The following is a 17,901-nucleotide window of genomic DNA, read 5'->3' as shown; positions in this document are numbered from 1 at the left end:
GTCCGGCCGACGGCCGGACCGCAGGATCGAGCGGTGCCCGTGGCTCCGCCACGGACTCCCAGGGGGTTACGGTGACGGACACTCGAGGGCAGGGCCCCTCGTACGACACGTACAACGGGCCGCTGCCCGGCGAGCGGGCGGGGGCGCAGCAGCAGAGCGGCCCGTACCACCCGCCGCAGGCCTACGGGACGGCCGGCGGCCAGACGCAGGGCGGCCAGGGTGGCACGCTGGGCGGCCAGAACGCCGCTGCCATGCGCAAGGCCCGTACGGGGGCGCGCACCACGCCGCGGACCCGTAAGGCGCGGCTGCGGGTGGCCAAGGCCGATCCGTGGTCGGTGATGAAGGTGAGCTTCCTGCTCTCCATCGCGCTCGGCATCTGCACGGTCGTGGCCGCGGCGGTGCTGTGGATGGTCATGGACGCCATGGGCGTCTTCTCGACCGTGGGCGGCACGATCAGCGAGGCGACCGGCTCCAACGAGTCGAACGGCTTCGATCTGCAGTCCTTCCTGTCGCTGCCGCGCGTCCTGATGTTCACCTCGGTGATCGCGGTGATCGACGTGGTCCTGATGACCGCCCTGGCGACGCTGGGCGCGTTCATCTACAACCTGTCGGCCGGTTTCGTGGGCGGTGTCGAGCTCACCCTCGCCGAGGACGAGTGACCTGCGCCGGAGGCTGTGCGGGGGCCTGACCGCGTGCCCTTCAGGAGCTCCGGCTCCGGGCGATTTTGGGACTGGCCCCCACGTGCGCTAATCTTCAGGAGTCAGCGCGCGGGACACACACCGCAAGGCGCGGCGGGGCTATAGCTCAGTTGGTTAGAGCGCATCCCTGATAAGGATGAGGCCACAGGTTCAAATCCTGTTAGCCCCACCAGACAGAAGACCCCCGGTCCGGATGGACCGGGGGTCTTCTTCGTTCCTTGGGGACCCTGCGTGATGCCCTAGGATGGCGCCCCCTGTTGGGAACGTGATCATCGATAAGGAGCGGCCGTGGACGCCGAGTTAGTGGCTCTCGCCTCCACTGCGGGGACCGCAGTGGTAACTGCTCTCACCACCGACCTGTGGCAGCGTGCCCAGGCCTCGGTCGGCTCCCTCTGGCGGCGGGCGCACCCCGAGCGTGCGGACACCGTGGAGGCGGAGCTCACGGAGACCCGGACCCTGCTGCTCGCCGCTCCGGAGGGGGACGCCGCCGAGGTTTCGGCGGACGAATGGCGCCTGCGGTTCCGCCGGCTGCTGGCCACGCGCCCGGATCTCGCCGAGGAGCTGCGCCGTGTCGTGGCCGAGGACCTCGCCCCGGCGCTTCCGCCGCAGCCGCAGGGCACCTCCACGGTCTTCAACGCGACGGTGTCAGGGCACGGGCGGGTGTATCAGTCCGCCGGGGACCAGACGATCAACGAACGATGACCGAACCTTCCGCCTCTCCGCCGGACACGCCCGGCGGCCAGTCCTTCACGGCGACTTCCTCGGACCGGGGACGGTCCTACCAGTCCGGTGGGAACCAGACGATCAACGAACACCACCACTACGCGCCCCGCCGTTCCCGGAAGGCGACCCTGGCGTGGGTGCTGGCGGGTGCGATGGTCCTGGCGCTCGGCACGTACGTGGGCCTCGACCAGTGGGAACGGCGTACGGCGGCGGACGCGGCCCCTGCCGGCGACGCCAAGGAGCCGACTGCCGCCGCCTCCTCACCCGCCGCCACGCCGAGCCCCGCCCCGAAGGTGACCGCGACGGCGACTCCGGCGTCGTCGCCCGGCGCCGTGTCGGAGCAGCAGCGACCGCCGGCCGCGTCGCCGAGTCGCCGCCCCTCCGTGTCGGGGCCACCGCCGAATCCGGCGAAGGCCTGCACCGGGTGGAGGCCGTCCGGTGTGGAGAACGTGGAGGCCAAGCAGTGCGGGTGGACGACCCCGGACGGCCGGCTCCACATCGGGGCCGAATGGCGCACGAAGTCCGGTCCGGGCCGGGTGGACGTCTACGTCTGGCTGGAGGACGCGAACAGGCAGGTCGTCTACCCGGGCGCGTCCCTGCCCAACGGCATGAAGGCGCTCGACAGGGAGGCCTGGCCGACGCCCCGGTCCGAGCCGCAGTGGGTGGAGTACGTGGTCGGCAAGGAGCTGCAGCACGGCGAGCAGTACGAGGTGTGCGTCTCGCTACGGGAAGCGGGCGACACGGACCGACCGAACATCGCCGGCACCGGCGTCACGGGTTCCCAGTTCGGGGTCCCTTACCCGTAGGCCCGCCGACCGGCCGCAATCGCCGTTTCGCGGCCTGTGGACGGGCGGCAAGATCGGCCCGGACGGTTCACCCGTCCGGGCCGATTGCTTTGGGCACGCCTTGTCGGCCTAGGTCACCGATCGGTATCGACCGGTGTGTAGAGTGGGCGTCAGAAGTCTCCTACGTCAACGAAAGACGAGGTCGCGCGGTGAAGAAGCTTCTCCTGGTCGCACTGGCCGCCATCGGCGGGCTCCTCGTGTACCGCCAGATCCAGGCGGATCGCGCCGAGCAGGATCTGTGGACGGAGGCGACCGACTCCGTGCCCGCAGGTTCGGGTGTGTGAGACGAAAGATCGTCTGTGAGTGAGGCCCCGGCCGCTTCGAGCGGCCGGGGCCTCATTCTGTTTGCCTCGGTGAACGATTTGCTTGCTCTCGCGAATTTGTAGGGTGTCGGCCGTACGGGCGGGCAGGATGGGCCGGCACGGACACGACGAGGGGATGAGCGTGAAGAGGCAACGGGCGACCGGCCGTACGGCGGGAGGGCGCACGACAGGGGTGCGTGCGGCGGGGACGCGGGCGGCCGGGGCACTGGCCGCGGCGGTGTGTGCGGCCGCCCTGCTGCCGGGCACGGCGTGGGCGGCGGGGGAGGGCGTCGGATACGCCTTCGAGGAGGGCGCGCAGCGGGTGAAGGGCGCCGTCTCCAACCTGGACGCCGAACAGCTGAAGCCCGGGCAGACCTACCGCGACACCATCAAGAAGGACGGCAAGCTCTACTACCGCGTCGACCTCGACACGAAGCAGAACGCGTACGTCTCCGTCGTCGCCGTCCCGAAGGCGGGCGGCAAGGCCGCGTACGGCGACGGCATCAAGGTCAGCATGCAGGACGGCTCCAGCGCCGAGTGCGGCTCCCAGGACGCGAACTTCGGCTCCGCCGAGTTCCCCCGCCCGATCACCGCGTACGCCGATCGCACCATCGACCCGGACTCCACCACGTGCCGGCAGGCCGGCGCCTACTACGTGCTCGTCGAGCGGGAGTCGGGGCAGGAGTCCGACCCGGCCGACTGGGAGCTGGAGATCCGTTTCCGCACCGAGCCGGGGCTCAAGAAGGACGGGCCGACGGCGCTGCCGTCGAACTGGCCCTCGGGCACGCCCGCGCCGCCCACGGGCGGGCCGCAGCGGCGCGACGGCGGAGCCGGCTTCGGCGACGCGACCTCGCTGAAGCAGGGCGAGTGGCGCACCGACATCAGGCCGGGACAGACGCTGGTCTACCGGGTGCCGGTCGACTGGGGCCAGCAGCTCTTCGTCAGCGCAGAACTCGGCAGCAGCCCCGCCTCGGACGAGTACATCAGCGGCGCGCTCGCGCTGTCACTGGAGAACCAGGTGCTCGGCCACGTCAGCCGCGACACCATGACCTACGACGGCGACCCGGCGACGATGGCGCTCGACCCCGAGCGGCCGGTGGCCTACGAGAACCGCTTCGCCGGGGACGACTCGACGAGCGCCATGCGCTTCGCCGGCTGGTACTACGTGTCGGCCACGCTCAATCCGGCGGTCGCCAAGGCGTACGGGGACAAGCCGCTGCCGCTGACGCTGCGGGTGAACCTCACCGGGCAGCCCACGTCCCCGCCGGCGTACGACGGACCCGCCGGGTCCTTCGGAGTGACCGACGACGACCGGGACGCGGCGGCCAGCGGGCACAGCGGCCCCCAGGCAGCCAGGAGCGGCAACCTGAAGGTCGTCGGCGTGGCCGGGATCGGCGCCGGGAGCGTCCTGCTGCTCGGCCTGGGCGCCTGGTGGCTGCTCGCCCGCCGGCCGGCGGCCGGGGCGGGCCCTACGCCTGGATGAGCGCCCAGATGCCCACGGCGAAGCAGAGCAGCGCCGTGATCAGGACGGGGACCGCCACCTTCGCCGGCGGCCCCGGCCTGCGGGCGGGAACCGATGCGGCCTGACCGGTGTATTCACGAGTAGGAGCGACCTGCTCGTACGGCACCGCGGCCGTGGGGGCCTGGGCGAAGGAGGCGGGGGAATGCGCGGGAGCCTGCACGGGGGCCGGAGCCGGCGCGTACGCCGGGGCCGCGACGGCCTGCGTGGGCGTCTGGACCGGCGCCTGCGGCGGCGGTGGCGGCAGGTGGAAGCTGCCCGTCTCCGACGGGCCCGGCACCTGCTGCGCGGGCTGTGGCTGCTGCTGGTCCTGATGCGGTACGGGCGCGGGGGCCGGGGCGGCGGCCCCCGCGGACGGCCGGGCCCGGTCGCCGTGGCCCCCGGTCTCGGGACCGTCCGGGCCGAAGCCGGACGGCAGCGGGCCGATCTGGTCGAAGACCTCGACGGGCTCCTCGCCGGGCGCGGGCTCGGGCAGCAGCTCGGCCGCCGTCGTCAGCGCCTTACGGGCGCCCGTGGCCGTCTTGAAGCGGGCCTGCGGGTCGGGCTGCAGCAGCCCGGCCAGGACCTGCCACAGCGGCTCCGGGATGCCCTGCGGGGCGCCGGGCGTGCCGTGCGCCCGGAAGTGGTCCACCAGGGCCTGGGAGTCCGGCTTGCGGCCCTGGAGCAGATAGAGCGCGACCAGGCCGACCGCGAACAGGTCGGCCGTGAAGTCGGGCTCGGCGCCCATGAGTTGCTCGGGCGCGAAGTAACCGGGCGTGCCCACCACATAGTTGGTCTCGGTGAGGCGGGGCTCGCCCTTGCGCATCGAGATGCCGAAGTCGGACAGCCGCAGGTGGGGCCGTCCGGTTCCGGTGACCTCGAGCAGGATGTTGGCCGGCTTGATGTCGCGGTGCACGACCCCCTCCGCGTGCACCGCGGCCAGTCCGGACAGCAGCTGGTCGAGCAGGACGCACACGAAGCGGGGCGGCAGCGCGCCGTAGTCCCCGATGACGTGCGCCAGGGAACCGCCCGCCACGAGGTCCATCGTGAAGAGGACCTTGTCGTCGTCCGCGGCCCAGCTGGCCGGGGCGAGGACGTGCGGGTGGTCGATCCTGAGCGCCTGCTCGCGCACGAAGCGCAGCAGGGCGTGGGCGTCGCTCTGCTGGAGCACCTTGGCCGCCACATAGCGGCGGCGCCGGTGGTCCCAGGCACGCCAGACCGCGCCGATTCCGCCGCGGCCGATCGGATCGATCAGCTCGTACCGACCAGCGAAGACCTCACCCATCGCGCTGCGTCCGCTCCCCGTGCCGTCTCGGATGTCGCCGGGCCCGTGCCGGGTGGCCCCGGACGGGTCGGCGTCAGTTCTGGTGCGCCTCGTAGTGGGCGACCGCGTCCGCGGTGCGCCCGGCGCCGTACACCCGGAGGAACTCTGCCAGTTCGGGGTGGACGGGCGCGAGCGAGTCGGCGGCCTCGATGATGTCGCCGGCCGCGGCCACGGAGCGCAGCAGGGACTGGATCTCGCGGACCACGCGGCGCACGGTGGGCGCGCCACTGCTCGTGGTGGTCTGACTGCCGGAGGTCAGCACGGAGCCGCCCTGGGACTTCTTGATCTCGTCCATCCGGTCGGTGGCCTCGGCGGCGCTGACGGTGCCGTCGGCGACCTGGCGGGCGAGCTCCTGGAGAGCCTGGACACGCTGGACGACCGCGGGATTGCCGATCTTGGCCCGCTGGCCGCTCATCAGCTGTGACAGCATCGGCGCCGAGAGCCCGAGCACGGCCGCCAGCCTGGCCTGGTTCAGCCCGAGATCGTCGATCAGTCGACGGAAGAGCGCCCCCAACGGCTCCCCGTACCAACTGCGCTGAAGCTCGCGGGCTCTCGCCGTGGCTTCCTGCTGCGCTGTATCCATTACTACTTCTCCCCATCCCTTGGGTTCGCCACTGCGAACCCCGATCAGCATCTTACGGAGCGTGGTCGCCCACGGGGAGTCCCAATCCTTTTGCGGGATACCGGGGGTGACCCGGTACTCTGTTGTCGTTCCGGGGCCTTAGCTCAGTTGGTAGAGCGCTGTCTTTGCATGGCAGATGTCAGGGGTTCGACTCCCCTAGGCTCCACTCTGGTGAGAAAAGCTCCCTGACCTGCGAAAACGCGGGCAGGGAGCTTTTTCGTGTCCGGGGTGAAGTGGCCCAGTGTCCCGGGACGGGAATGGACCAGGACCGGTGGGCCATCCGCTCCTAGATTCGTTGCCATGACGCGGACGAGGAGCACGACGCACACGAGTACGAGGACCCGCCGGGCGCTGTTGGTGGCCCAGCTCGCCAACTCCGTCGGCGACGGAGCCTTCTATGTGACCTCGGCCCTCTACTTCTCCCGGATCGTCGGGCTCTCGGCCCCGCAGATCGGCGCCGGGCTCGCCGTCGCCTGGGGCATCGGCTCGCTCGCCGGGGTGCCGCTCGGGCACCTCGCGGACCGGCGCGGGCCGCGCGGCAGCGCCGTACTGCTCGCCCTGGTGACCTCGGCGGCCGTCGCCTCTTTCCTCCTCGTACGGTCCTTCGTGCCCTTCCTGCTAGCCGCCGCCGTGTACGCGACCGCCCAGAGCGGCCTCGCCGCCGCCCGCCAGGCGCTCCTCGCGGGGCTGGTCGAGCCGGCCGAACGGGTCGGGATGCTGGCGAAGCTGCAGGCCACGCTCAACGCGGGCCTCGCCGTCGGCGCCGCGCTCGGCGGTCTCGCCCTCGGTACCGGCACCCGCACGGCCTATCTCACGGTCTTCGCCCTCGACGCGGTGGGCTTCCTGCTCTGCGCCCTGGTGCTGCGCGGCCTCCCGCCGGTGCCGGGCAGCCCGGCCGGCGGCGCCGGCGAGCCCCGGCTCGTGGTGCTGCGGGACCGCCCGTACGCCGTGCTCACCCTCCTCAACGCGGTCCTGCTGCTCCGCCTGCCGCTGCTCAGCCTCGCGCTGCCGCTGTGGATCGTGGAGCGCACCTCGGCCCCCGGCTGGACGGTCTCGGCGCTCTTCGTCCTCAACACCGGCGCCGTGATGCTCTTCCAGGTACGGGCCGCGCGCTCGGTGACGGGGCTGCCCGAGGCCACCCGGGCGGTGGGCCGGTCGGGTGTGGTGATGCTCGCCTCGTGCGCGGTGTTCGCGGTGACGGCCGCCGGATTCGGCGCCTGGCAGACCGTCGCGGTCCTGGTCCTCGGAGCGGCCCTCCAGGTGGTCGCCGAGATGCGCCACTCCGCGGGCTCGTGGCAGATCGGCTTCGCGCTCGCCCCCGTCGACCGGATCGGCCAGTACCAGGGCTTCTACGGCACGGGCGTGCCGGTCGCCAGGACGCTCGGGCCGCTGCTCGTCACCACCCTGCTGATCGGCTGGGGCGCGGCGGGGTGGCTGGTCCTGGGCGGGATCTTCCTGGTGGCGGGCTTCGCGACGGCGCCGGCGGTGCGCTGGGCGGAGCGCTCCCGGGCCATGGCGGGCGCGGCCCCGGGCGCCCCCGCCATGGAGCCCGCGGGCGCGCACTGAGCCGGACGAGTGGTGTTCATCGGAAGAACTGCGCGGCGACGGCGTCGCTCCACGGATCGCGGACGCGCTTCCTCATCATGAGGAAGGTACGAAAAGCGCGCAATCCGAAATGAACCATCCGAGAACATCCGGGACCATCCGAAACCGCCTCAGGAAAGTGAGGAGCCATGGCCACCGCCAAGGTCAAGCAGTTCTGGACCGCCTTCATCTCCGTCTTCTTCGCCCTGCTCGCCTCCCTCGGCCTGGCGAGCCCGGCCACCGCCGCGCAGCAGCCCTCCCTCCAGCAGGGCGAGGAGCCGGCGGCCGCGCCCGTGAAGGCCGCGACGGCCGCCGCGCGCTCCCTCGTCTCCGTACCCGCACAGCGGAGCAGCCATCAGTGGCACACCGCGCAGGGCCGCGCCCTGCCGCCCACGATCAAGCAGCGCATCGGTGCCGAGGCCCACGGTTCCTCCCCCGCCGTCCGCCACCTGCGTGCGGACGCCCCGGCCGGCTCGGACCCGGCCGGAGCGCACGACCTGGCGGGAGTGGCGCTCAGCGCCCCCGCCGCCGCTGCCGCGTAGGGCGCGGCGGGATCCTCCGCAGCCCTACCGCCCGGAACGGCCGGTGGTCAGCGACGTTCTTCGTCGCGATCCGCGGCCTCCTCCTCGGCCTCCTTGGCCGCAACGCCGGGATCGAGGGACGATGCGTCGTCGACGGGCGACAGTCCGGTCTCCTCGTCCACCTCGGTGGGAGCGGGCGGCTCGACCAGCCAGTCGGGGTTGGCCTGCTTGTCCCACCACTTCCAGGCGGCGAACGCGCCGCCGACCACGATGCCGAGGACCACGAGTCCCTTGGCGAGGCGTCCGGCCCTGGCCCGACGCGCATGCTTCTTCATGATCCTGTCGATGTCCTTCGGCGTCACCTGTCCGCGCAGCGCGGCCCAGGCGGCGGTCGAACGCGAACCGGCCTCCTCCAGGACCGGACCGGTCGCGGCAACCGCGTGCCCGACACGCGGAACGGTGTAGTCGGTCGCCTGACGGGCGGCCTTGCGGGTCACGGCCGCAGCGCGATGCGCGGCCTCGTCGACCCGCGGCGGCACGTGCGGTGCGACATGGCAGTCGTACTGCTGACGGGCCTGAACACGGGCCGCTGACGCGGCCTTCGAGACTTTCGGCGCGAGCTTGACGCGCGCCTCGTGCGCGTAGAGAACGGCCTGGTCCCTGGCCGTGCCGGCGTACGGCGCCACCACTTCCGCGGCGTGCAGGACGCTCTCCTTCGCCGAACCTGTCGCGGCGCGCACGCTGTCCATGCGGGTCACGGGATTCCTCCTCCTCGGTGGCGATGTCGGTTTTTCACCTTTCCATCCTTTTCGGAATCATGCCTGCCGTACCGCGCTCCGGCATGCGGGGCGGGCATCCGGGGCATGCGAGGATGCGGACGTGCAGGACGCGTGGGCATCGACGTGCCCGTGCGGAGGTGTGGAGGAAGGGCGGAACGTGGCCGAGCAGCTGTACGCGACTCTGAAGACCAGCCAGGGTGACATCGAGATTCGGCTGCTGCCGTTCCATGCTCCGAAGACGGTCAGGAACTTCGTCGAGCTGGCCCGAGGCGAGCGCGAGTGGACCCACCCGGCGACCGGCGAGGTCTCGGCGTCCCCGCTCTACGACGGCACGGTCTTCCACCGGGTGATCAAGGGCTTCATGGTCCAGGGCGGCGACCCGCTGGGCAACGGAACGGGCGGCCCGGGCTACGAGTTCGCCGACGAGTTCCACCCCGAGCTCTTCTTCGACAAGCCCTACCTGCTCGCGATGGCCAACGCCGGCCCGGGCACCAACGGCTCGCAGTTCTTCATCACGGTCGGCGCGACCACCTGGCTGAACCGCAAGCACACGATCTTCGGCGAGGTCGTCGGCGAGGCGAGCAAGAAGGTCGTGGACGCGATCGCCGCCGTCGAGACCAACCCGCGCACCGAGCGCCCGGTCGAGGACGTCGTCATCGAGACCGTCGTGATCGAGAGCCGCTGACCCGTCCGGCGGGCCCGGTACGGGCCCCCGGGAACCTTCGCGCCCCGCCCGTCCGTCAGGAGGGCGGGGCGATCTGCTGGCCCGTTCCCGCCGACCGTCCCCGACCGACCGTCCTCGGAGGACCCTGATGCACTGCTACCGACACCCGGACGTCGAGACCGGCATCCGCTGCACCCGCTGCGAGAAGCCGATCTGCCCGGAGTGCATGGTCTCCGCGGCCGTCGGCTTCCAGTGCCCCGACTGCGTCCGCACCGGCTCCGTCACCGGTCACGCGCCCGACGCCAACCGGCCGAAGACGATCGCGGGCGGCCGGGTGAGGACGGACGGACGGCTCGTCACCAAGATCATCATCGCGGTCAACCTGGGCCTGTTCATCGCCGCCCAGGTGGCCGGCGACCGGTTCGTGGACGAGCTGGTCATGATCGGCTACGCCTACAACCCGCTGCTCGGCGAGGTCGTCGGCGTCGCGGACGGCGAGTGGTACCGGCTGATCACCTCGGCCTTCCTGCACCAGGAGGCCGTGCACTTCGTCTTCAACATGCTGGGCCTGTGGGTCATCGGCGGGATCGTCGAACCGGAGCTCGGCCGGGTCCGCTACGCCGTGCTGTGCCTGCTCTCCGGCCTTTCCGGCTCGGCGCTCGTCTATCTGATCGCCCCGGCCAACCAGGCCTCGCTCGGCGCCTCGGGCATCGTCTTCGGCCTGATCGGCGCGTGGGTGGTGCTCGCCCGGCGGCGGCGCCACGACATGGGGCCGGTGCTGCTCTTCGTGGCGATCTCGCTGGTCTTCACCTTCGCCCGGCCGGGCGTCTCCTGGGAGGCGCACATCGGCGGACTGGTGGCGGGCGCGCTCGTCACGTACGGGCTCGTGCACGCGCCGAGGACGCGGCGGGAGCTGGTCCAGTACGGGGTCTGCGGGCTGATGCTGCTGATCGACCTGGGGATCGTGCTGGCCCGCACCGCCGCGCTCACCTGAGCGGAGAGGGTTGTGGACGAGCTTCTGGGGAAGCTTTCCCCAGAGTTATCCACAGTGTGTGGCCGACGCGCTGCGGTGATCGGTGCATGACCGCGCCCCCTGGCTCTGACCTGGTCTTCTTCGTCAGAGGCAGGGGGCGATGTGTTCCCGAACGGGCGTTCTCGCGGTCGTACCGGCGTCAACTCCGTGGGAGTTATCCACAGATCTTCGTAAGTTATCCAGTGCTGTGCACAACACTGTGGATAACTCAGGGCAGAGCTTGACGCGTCACTTCCACTGCGTGGAGACACCGAAGCCGGCGGCGATGAAGCCGAAGCCGACCACGATGTTCCAGTTGCTGATGGACTTGACCGGCAGCGTGCCGTCGGTGACGTAGAAGACCACGATCCACACGAGCCCGATGGCGAACAGCGCCAGCATCACCGGAGCCACCCAGCTGCGGTTGGTCAGCTTGATGGCGGCGGCCTGCTTCGTGGCGGGCGGCGGCGTGTAGTCGGCCTTCTTGCGGATCCGTGACTTCGGCACGAGGAACTCTCCTGTCGATGCGCTGCGTGACCGCGCAGGGAACTGTGGCTGGTGCCGGGCCGGACGGACGGGCTGTGACAACGGGATGTGACACAGAGGACCGCGGCGTCCCCCGGGCGTCCGTTAGCGTAGTGGTTCCGCGGCACCGAAGGGGATCAGGGTACGTTGAGCAATTCCGCCGACACTCCCGCCGGGCCGGGCAACAGCCACAGGTGGCGCCCGGTCCGGGTGCTCACGGCTGCCGTCTTCGCCCTCGCCGGACTGATCTTCGTCACCAGCTTCAACACCGCCAAGGGCACCAACCTCCGCACCGACGCCTCCCTCCTCAGGCTCTCCGATCTGATCGAGGAACGCAGCCACAAGAACGCCGGCCTCGACGAGTCCGCCGCCGCCCTGCGCCACCAGGTCGACGCACTCGCCGCCCGCGACGACGGCTCCACCAAGGCCCAGGACGAGCGGCTGCGCGCCCTGGAGGCCGCCGCGGGCACCACCGAGACCTCCGGCCCCGGCCTCTCCGTCACCCTCAACGACGCCCCGCCGAACGCCCAGGCCGCACCCGGCTACCCCGAGCCGCAGGCCAACGACCTGGTCATCCACCAGCAGGACCTCCAGGCCGTCGTCAACGCCCTGTGGCAGGGCGGCGCCAAGGGCATCAAGGTCATGGACCAGCGGCTCATCTCCACCAGCGCCGTGCGCTGCGTCGGCAACACCCTGATCCTCCAGGGCCGCGTCTACTCGCCGCCCTACAAGATCACCGCTGTCGGTGACCGCGACAAGCTCACCAAGGCCCTCGCCGACTCCCCGGCCATCCAGAACTACCAGCTGTACGTGAAGGCCTACGGCCTCGGCTGGAAAGTCGACGAGCACAAGGCGGTGACTCTGCCCGGCTACTCCGGCACAGTGGACCTCCACTACGCGAAGCCCGTGAGCTGACGCATGCGCTGACCGGGGGGAGCCGGATGCGGTGACGGTGCGACTGGTCGTACGGACCCTCAGCGAGCTGTGCATCACCGTCGGCGCCCTGATCGTCCTGTTCGTCGTGTACGTCCTGTACTGGACCGGCGTCCAGGCCGGCAGCGCCACCGCCGGCCAGCTCGACAGCCTCCAGCGGGAGTGGGTGGACCACCCCCTCGAACCCGCCGCCCCGGCCGGCGCGCCCCGCGCGACGCCCGCACCGGCCCCGTACACCGACGGCAAGGGCTTCGCCGTCATGTACGTGCCGCGCCTCGGCAAGGACTGGGAATGGCCCGTCCTGGAAGGCACCCGCACCGGCACCCTCAAGAAGGGCCTCGGCCACTACGCCGGCACCGCGCGCCTCGGCGGGACGGGAAACTTCGCCGTCGCCGGGCACCGCCGCACCTACGGAGACCCCTTCAAGGACTTCCCCCGGCTGCGCCCCGGCGACGCCGTCGTCCTCACCGACGGGACGACCTGGTTCACGTACCGCGTCGAACGCGCCCCGTACCGGACCGTGCCCACCGACACCGCCGTGATCGACCCCGTCCCCCGCAAGTCGGGATTCGACGGACCCGGCCGCTACCTCACCCTCACCACCTGCGACCCGGAGTGGGGCAGCAGCCACCGGCTGATCGTCTGGGCGCACCTGGACGCCACCCAGCCGGTGACGGCCGGTCGTCCACAGGCTCTGAGTCGTCCACAGGCTTCGGACGGTTGACCCCCTACCGCCCCGACGCCCCGTACTCTGGTCCCCGTAACGAACGGAAGGGGCAGCGGACGTCATGTACGGATGGATCTGGCGGCACCTGCCGGGCAACGCCTGGGTGAAGGCGCTGATCTCGGTCGTGCTGGTCCTCGCGGTCGTCTACGCCCTCTTCCAGTACGTGTTCCCCTGGGCGGAGCCGCTGCTTCCGTTCAACGATGTGACGGTGGACGGCCAGTGAGCGCGCGAATTCTCGTCGTCGACAACTACGACAGCTTCGTCTTCAACCTCGTGCAGTACCTCTACCAGCTCGGCGCCGAGTGCGAGGTGCTCCGCAACGACGAGGTCGAGCTGAGCCACGCCCAGGACGGCTTCGACGGCGTGCTCCTGTCACCCGGGCCCGGCGCGCCCGAACAGGCCGGGGTCTGCATCGACATGGTGCGGCACTGCGCCGCCACCGGCGTGCCCGTCTTCGGCGTCTGCCTCGGCATGCAGTCCATGGCCGTCGCCTACGGCGGGATCGTCGACCGCGCGCCCGAGCTGCTGCACGGCAAGACCTCCCTCGTCACCCACGGGGGCAAGGGCGTCTTCGCCGGGCTGCCCTCGCCGTTCACCGCGACCCGCTACCACTCGCTGGCCGCCGAGCCCGCCGCCCTGCCGGACGAGCTCGAGGTCACCGCGCGGACCGAGGACGGCATCATCATGGGGCTGCGCCACCGCGAACTTCCCGTGGAGGGCGTGCAGTTCCACCCCGAATCGGTGCTCACCGAGCACGGTCACCTGATGCTCGCCAACTGGCTGGAGCAGTGCGGGGACACGGGCGCGGTCGCGCGGTCGGAAGGACTCGCGCCGGTGGTGGGCAAGGCCGTCGCGTGACGGCCGGGTCGCCGTGGTTCCGGGCGGCGAACCTGCCGCCCGAGGAGCCCGAGCCCGGTCAGATACCCGTCCCCGGGTCCGTGGAGCCCGTACAGCCCCCGTACGAGCCCGAGACGGCCGTCTACGAGGCGATAACGGCCCCCGACGGGTACCAGCCCCGCCAGGCGCCCCCGGCGCCCCAGGAGGCGCAGGGAGCGCCGTACGAGACCCCGTACGAGGCGCCCTACGGGACGGCGCACGAGGTCTCGTACGAGATGCCGCGCGACACGCCGCAGACCCCGGAGGCGTACGACACGTCACAGACGCCGCAGACCTACGGGACGCCGGACAGGCACGAGGCGCACGAGGCGGCGTACGAGCCGTACGAGCCCGTGCCCGATCCCGAGACGATGGCACTGCGCACCGTCGAGGAGGCCGCGCCGCCGCCCGGGCCCGGGCGGGCCGAGCGCCGGCGCGCCGCCAGGCGCAAGGGGCGCGGTGCCGCCGCCGCGCCGGAGCCCGCGCCCGTCCCCGCGACGCCCGCCGCCCCGCTCTCCCGCGTCGAGGCCCGCCGGGCCGCCCGCGCCGCCAAGGACAGCGTCGGCGTCGTCCTCAGCCGGGTCGTCGGCGAACTCTTCATCACCTTCGGCGTGGTGATGCTCCTGTTCGTCACCTACCAGCTGTGGTGGACCAACGTCCGCGCCGGCCAGGAGACCGACAAGGCCAAGGAGGAGATCGAGAACTCCTGGTCCCAGGAGGACCGCGAGCCGGGCGCGTTCGAGCCAGGCACGGGCTTCGCCATCATGTACATCCCGAAGCTGGACGTCGTCGTGCCCGTCGCCGAGGGCATCAACAAGACCAAGGTCCTCGACAAGGGCATGGTCGGCCACTACGCCGAGGGCCAGTTGAAGACCGCCATGCCCTCCGACAAGCAGGGCAACTTCGCCGTCGCCGGCCACCGCAACACCCACGGCGAACCGTTCCGGTACATCAACCGGCTCCAGCCCGGCGACCCGATCGTCGTCGAGACCCGCGACGCCTACTACACGTACGAGATGGCGAGCATCCTGCCGCAGACCTCGCCGTCGAACGTCGCCGTCATCGACCCCGTCCCCAAGGGCTCCGGCTTCACGGGACCCGGCCGCTACATCACGCTGACGACCTGCACGCCCGAGTTCACGAGCACATACCGCATGATCGTGTGGGGAAAGCTCGTCGACGAACGCCCGCGCGACAAGGGAAAGCCGGACGCGCTCGTAGGCTGAGCCCCACTACCGAGACCACCCACACCTCGACGGGACGACCCAGTGGCACGAGCGCGCAACCGGATCGCCGGGACCATCAGCGTCTTCGGCGAACTCCTCATCACCGCGGGCCTCATCCTCGGCCTCTTCGTCGTCTACTCGCTGTGGTGGACCAACGTCCTCGCCGACCGCGCCGCCGACAAGGAAGGCGACCAGGTCCGCGACCACTGGGCCGACACCGGCCCGGGCGCGCTCGACACCAAGGACGGCATCGGCTTCCTGCACGTGCCGGCCTTCGGCGGCGGTGAGGTGCTCGTGAAGAAGGGCACCGACACCAAGACCCTCAACAACGGCGTCGCCGGCTACTACACCGAGCCGGTCAGCTCCGCCCTGCCCCAGGACGAGCAGGGCAACTTCACGCTCGCCGCGCACCGCGACGGCCACGGCGCCAAGTTCCACAACATCCACAAGCTGAAGAGCGGCGACCCGATCGTCTTCGAGTCCAAGGACACCTGGTACGTCTACAAGGTCTACAAGACCCTCCCGGAGACGACGAAGTTCAACGTGGACGTCCTCCAGCCCGTCCCCAAGGAGTCCGGCAGGAACAAGCCGGGCCGCTTCATCACCCTGACGACCTGCACCCCGATGTACACCTCGGACTACCGCTACATCGTGTGGGGCGAACTGGAGCGCACGGAGAAGGTCGACTCCGCCCGCACCCCGCCTGCCGAACTGCGCTGAGAGACGAGACCGGGGCCTGAGGACCGAGGGTCTGAGGCACTTCAGGCCTGGCACTCCAGGCCTGAGGCCCGAGACCCGAGGCACATGGGGCCCGAGGCACCTCACGCCTGAGGCCTGAGGCACTTCAGGCCTGAGACCCGAGGTGCCTCAGGCCCGGGGCGCCTCAGGCCTGAGACCCGGGGCCCGAGCCCCGTGCCCGAGACGACGTAAGCCCCGGCATCCAGGATGCCGGGGCTTACTCATGGGTCCGTCGACCAGGTGGTCCGGCTAGTCGAAGAAGCCGCCGTTGCCGTCGTCGTTGCTGCCGCCGACGCTGAAGACGGTGATCGTGTCACCCCGGTTCACCATGCTGCCGGCGGGCGGGTTGGTGCCCATGACGGTGGCGTTGCCCTTGTCCGAACCCTGCTGCACCACGTTCAGCTGCAGGGCCTCCAGCTGGGCCTTCACGTCGCTGAACTTCTTGCCCTGGACGTCGGCCGGGATCTGGACCTGCGTGGGCTGCTGCGGGCCCTTGGAGACCTTCAGCGTGATCTGGACGTCCTTCGGCTGGTTGGTGCTGCCGTTGGGGTTCTGTCCGATGACCGTGCCGAGCGGCTGCTCGGAGTCCACGTCCTGGCGGGCGACGTTCGTGAAGCCGAGCTGTGCGAGCTGCTGCACGGCCTGGTCGTAGTTGCGGCCGGTGACGTCCGGCAGCTGCGACTGCTCCTTCTTGGCGACGGTGATCGTCACCTCGGAGTTCTTCTCCGCCTTCGAGCCGCCGTCGGGGTTCTGCCGCAGCACACGGCCGGCCTCCTGGTCGGACTCCTCGTACTTGATGGAGACCTTGAAGCCCTTCTCCTTGAGCTGCTCCTCGGCCTTGTCCTGGAACTTGTCCGTGACGTCCGGGACCTCGACCTGCGGCGCGCCCTCCGACACGACGACGGAGATCGTCTCGCCGACGTCCATCTTCGCCGTCGGGGCGTACCCGGGCGTCTGGCTGCAGATCGCGCCCTTCGGCTGGTCGCAGCGCTCGGTGCCCGACTGCTGCACCCTGACCTGCGAGTTCTCCGCGAGCTTTTCCGCTTCCTTCAGCGTCTTGCCGACGAACTGCGGCACGGGCACCTGGTCGGTGCCGTCCTTGGTGTCGAAGATCGAGCGGCCGATCAGGATCGCGCCGACCAGGACCAGGATGCCCGCGAGGACCAGCAGGATGGTCGAGGTGTTCGACTTCTTCTGGCGGCGGCGGTCCGGGCGGTCGTCGTAGCCGTAACCGCCGTCGTCCGGGTTCATCGGCGGGAGCATGGTCGTCTGGCCCGCCGGGTCCGCCTGGCGCAGCGCCGTCGTCGGCTGGTCCTCCGGCGGGTAGCCGCCGTAGCCGGCGCCGTACCCGACGGCGCCCATCGCGGCGGTCGCCGCGACCGGCTGGCCGTCCAGGCACGCCTCGATGTCCGCGCGCATCTCGTCGGCGGACTGGTAGCGGTAGTCGGGGTCCTTGACCAGAGCCTTCAGGACGATGGCGTCCATCTCGGGCGTGATCTCGGGGTCGAAGACGCTCGGCGGCTGCGGCTCCTCCCGCACGTGCTGGTAGGCGACCGCGACCGGCGAGTCGCCGATGAACGGCGGCCGGACGGTCAGCAGCTCGTACAGCAGGCAGCCGGTGGAGTACAGGTCGGAGCGGGCGTCGACCTGCTCGCCCTTGGCCTGCTCCGGGGAGAGGTACTGGGCCGTGCCGATCACCGCGGCGGTCTGTGTCATGGTCATGCCCGCGTCGCCCATGGCGCGCGCGATGCCGAAGTCCATGACCTTGACCTGGCCGGTGCGGGTCAGCATCACGTTCGCCGGCTTGATGTCGCGGTGCACGATCCCGGCGCGGTGCGAGTACTCCAGCGCCTGCAGGATGCCCACGGTCATCTCGAGCGTGCGCTCGGGCAGCAGCTTGCGCCCGGAGTGCAGAAGCTCACGCAGGGTCGACCCGTCGACGTACTCCATCACGATGTACGGGATGGACACCCCGTCGACGTAGTCCTCGCCGGTGTCGTAGACCGCGACGATCGCCGGGTGGTTGAGCGAGGCGGCGGACTGGGCCTCCCGGCGGAACCGGGCCTGGAAGGACGGGTCACGGGCGAGGTCGGCCCGCAGCGTCTTCACGGCGACGGTGCGGCCGAGCCGGGTGTCGTGCGCGAGGTACACCTCGGCCATGCCACCACGGCCGAGCACCGAGCCCAGCTCGTACCGGCCGCCGAGGCGACGCGGCTCTTCCATAGCTTCTCCAGCCCTCTCCGTCTGTCCCGACCGCACCCATGTGTGGTCCGGCGGTGTGTGCTGTTCGCGCATACGCTACCG

20 protein-coding genes and 2 tRNA genes are annotated in these 17,901 nt (G+C 71.0%); 17 read left to right on the top strand and 5 right to left on the bottom strand.

Going from position 1 to position 17,901, the window contains the following annotated elements; translation table 11 throughout:
• Positions 1-71: 71 nt before the first annotated feature.
• The 6 genes from ACFY8W_RS19070 to ACFY8W_RS19045 all read left to right on the top strand — a co-directional run bounded on the left by ACFY8W_RS19070 (position 72) and on the right by ACFY8W_RS19045 (position 4,051).
• Positions 72-659 (top strand): DUF3566 domain-containing protein, encoded by a 588-nt coding sequence (locus tag ACFY8W_RS19070; RefSeq protein WP_391106288.1) that lies wholly within the window; start codon positions 72-74, stop codon positions 657-659.
• A gap of 134 nt (positions 660-793) precedes the next feature.
• Positions 794-870: transfer RNA gene (locus ACFY8W_RS19065), tRNA-Ile, on the top strand.
• Between the two features lie 116 nt (positions 871-986).
• Positions 987-1,400, top strand: coding sequence for a hypothetical protein (locus tag ACFY8W_RS19060; protein WP_391106286.1), 414 nt, complete (start codon positions 987-989; stop codon positions 1,398-1,400).
• Complete coding sequence (locus ACFY8W_RS19055) at positions 1,397-2,227, top strand: hypothetical protein (protein ID WP_391106284.1); 831 nt, start codon at positions 1,397-1,399, stop codon at positions 2,225-2,227. Before ACFY8W_RS19060 ends, ACFY8W_RS19055 begins: the two co-directional genes overlap by 4 nt.
• Before the next feature lie 188 nt (positions 2,228-2,415).
• On the top strand, positions 2,416-2,550 hold the full coding sequence (locus ACFY8W_RS19050; RefSeq protein ID WP_003958712.1) for a DLW-39 family protein: 135 nt from the start codon (positions 2,416-2,418) through the stop codon (positions 2,548-2,550).
• 160 nt (positions 2,551-2,710) lie between these two features.
• Positions 2,711-4,051, top strand: a complete 1,341-nt coding sequence (locus ACFY8W_RS19045) for a hypothetical protein (RefSeq protein WP_391106282.1) — start codon at positions 2,711-2,713, stop codon at positions 4,049-4,051.
• Here the strand turns inward: ACFY8W_RS19045 and ACFY8W_RS19040 are convergent.
• Positions 4,038-5,351, bottom strand: coding sequence for a protein kinase (locus ACFY8W_RS19040; protein WP_391106280.1), 1,314 nt, complete (start codon positions 5,349-5,351; stop codon positions 4,038-4,040). The genes ACFY8W_RS19045 and ACFY8W_RS19040 overlap by 14 nt on opposite strands.
• Positions 5,352-5,424: 73 nt before the next feature.
• Positions 5,425-5,973 (bottom strand): helix-turn-helix domain-containing protein, encoded by a 549-nt coding sequence (locus tag ACFY8W_RS19035; RefSeq protein ID WP_391106278.1) that lies wholly within the window; start codon positions 5,971-5,973, stop codon positions 5,425-5,427.
• Between the two features lie 132 nt (positions 5,974-6,105).
• Between ACFY8W_RS19035 and ACFY8W_RS19030 the strand changes: the two genes are divergently transcribed.
• The 3 genes from ACFY8W_RS19030 to ACFY8W_RS19020 all read left to right on the top strand — a co-directional run bounded on the left by ACFY8W_RS19030 (position 6,106) and on the right by ACFY8W_RS19020 (position 8,138).
• Positions 6,106-6,178, top strand: a tRNA-Ala gene (locus ACFY8W_RS19030).
• Between the two features lie 134 nt (positions 6,179-6,312).
• Positions 6,313-7,578, top strand: a complete 1,266-nt coding sequence (locus tag ACFY8W_RS19025; RefSeq protein WP_391106276.1) for an MFS transporter — start codon at positions 6,313-6,315, stop codon at positions 7,576-7,578.
• A gap of 167 nt (positions 7,579-7,745) precedes the next feature.
• Positions 7,746-8,138, top strand: a complete 393-nt coding sequence (locus ACFY8W_RS19020) for a DUF6344 domain-containing protein (RefSeq protein WP_391106274.1) — start codon at positions 7,746-7,748, stop codon at positions 8,136-8,138.
• Between the two features lie 47 nt (positions 8,139-8,185).
• On the opposite strand, the gene ACFY8W_RS19015 is transcribed toward ACFY8W_RS19020, so the two are convergent.
• Positions 8,186-8,875, bottom strand: a complete 690-nt coding sequence (locus ACFY8W_RS19015; RefSeq protein WP_391106272.1) for a DUF5324 family protein — start codon at positions 8,873-8,875, stop codon at positions 8,186-8,188.
• Between the two features lie 178 nt (positions 8,876-9,053).
• On the opposite strand from ACFY8W_RS19015, the gene ACFY8W_RS19010 reads away from it, so the two are divergent.
• On the top strand, positions 9,054-9,581 hold the full coding sequence (locus tag ACFY8W_RS19010) for a peptidylprolyl isomerase (protein WP_391106270.1): 528 nt from the start codon (positions 9,054-9,056) through the stop codon (positions 9,579-9,581).
• A 127-nt stretch (positions 9,582-9,708) separates the two neighbouring features.
• Complete coding sequence (locus ACFY8W_RS19005) at positions 9,709-10,554, top strand: rhomboid family intramembrane serine protease (RefSeq protein ID WP_391106268.1); 846 nt, start codon at positions 9,709-9,711, stop codon at positions 10,552-10,554.
• Between the two features lie 267 nt (positions 10,555-10,821).
• On the opposite strand, the gene crgA is transcribed toward ACFY8W_RS19005, so the two are convergent.
• Complete coding sequence (crgA, locus tag ACFY8W_RS19000) at positions 10,822-11,079, bottom strand: cell division protein CrgA (RefSeq protein ID WP_128977105.1); 258 nt, start codon at positions 11,077-11,079, stop codon at positions 10,822-10,824.
• Between the two features lie 165 nt (positions 11,080-11,244).
• Between crgA and ACFY8W_RS18995 the strand changes: the two genes are divergently transcribed.
• The 6 genes from ACFY8W_RS18995 to ACFY8W_RS18970 all read left to right on the top strand — a co-directional run bounded on the left by ACFY8W_RS18995 (position 11,245) and on the right by ACFY8W_RS18970 (position 15,579).
• Entirely contained in the window at positions 11,245-12,012 is a 768-nt protein-coding gene (locus ACFY8W_RS18995; protein WP_391106266.1) for a DUF881 domain-containing protein, read from the top strand.
• A 31-nt stretch (positions 12,013-12,043) separates the two neighbouring features.
• Complete coding sequence (locus ACFY8W_RS18990) at positions 12,044-12,754, top strand: class E sortase (RefSeq protein WP_391106264.1); 711 nt, start codon at positions 12,044-12,046, stop codon at positions 12,752-12,754.
• Between the two features lie 64 nt (positions 12,755-12,818).
• Complete coding sequence (locus tag ACFY8W_RS18985; protein WP_169092881.1) at positions 12,819-12,980, top strand: hypothetical protein; 162 nt, start codon at positions 12,819-12,821, stop codon at positions 12,978-12,980.
• Positions 12,977-13,615, top strand: a complete 639-nt coding sequence (locus ACFY8W_RS18980; protein WP_391106262.1) for an aminodeoxychorismate/anthranilate synthase component II — start codon at positions 12,977-12,979, stop codon at positions 13,613-13,615. The genes ACFY8W_RS18985 and ACFY8W_RS18980 overlap by 4 nt, the downstream gene beginning before the upstream one ends.
• On the top strand, positions 13,612-14,859 hold the full coding sequence (locus tag ACFY8W_RS18975) for a class E sortase (RefSeq protein WP_391106260.1): 1,248 nt from the start codon (positions 13,612-13,614) through the stop codon (positions 14,857-14,859). The genes ACFY8W_RS18980 and ACFY8W_RS18975 overlap by 4 nt, the downstream gene beginning before the upstream one ends.
• A 42-nt stretch (positions 14,860-14,901) precedes the next feature.
• Positions 14,902-15,579, top strand: a complete 678-nt coding sequence (locus tag ACFY8W_RS18970; protein WP_391106258.1) for a class E sortase — start codon at positions 14,902-14,904, stop codon at positions 15,577-15,579.
• Positions 15,580-15,846: 267 nt separating this feature from the next.
• On the opposite strand, the gene pknB is transcribed toward ACFY8W_RS18970, so the two are convergent.
• Positions 15,847-17,820, bottom strand: a complete 1,974-nt coding sequence (gene pknB / locus ACFY8W_RS18965; RefSeq protein WP_391106256.1) for a Stk1 family PASTA domain-containing Ser/Thr kinase — start codon at positions 17,818-17,820, stop codon at positions 15,847-15,849.
• Positions 17,821-17,901 lie beyond the last annotated feature (81 nt).

The sequence above is a fragment of the Streptomyces sp. NPDC012637 genome, assembly GCF_042954805.1.
GTDB lineage: Bacteria > Actinomycetota > Actinomycetes > Streptomycetales > Streptomycetaceae > Streptomyces.
This window is presented reverse-complemented; position numbering and strand designations above follow the sequence as displayed.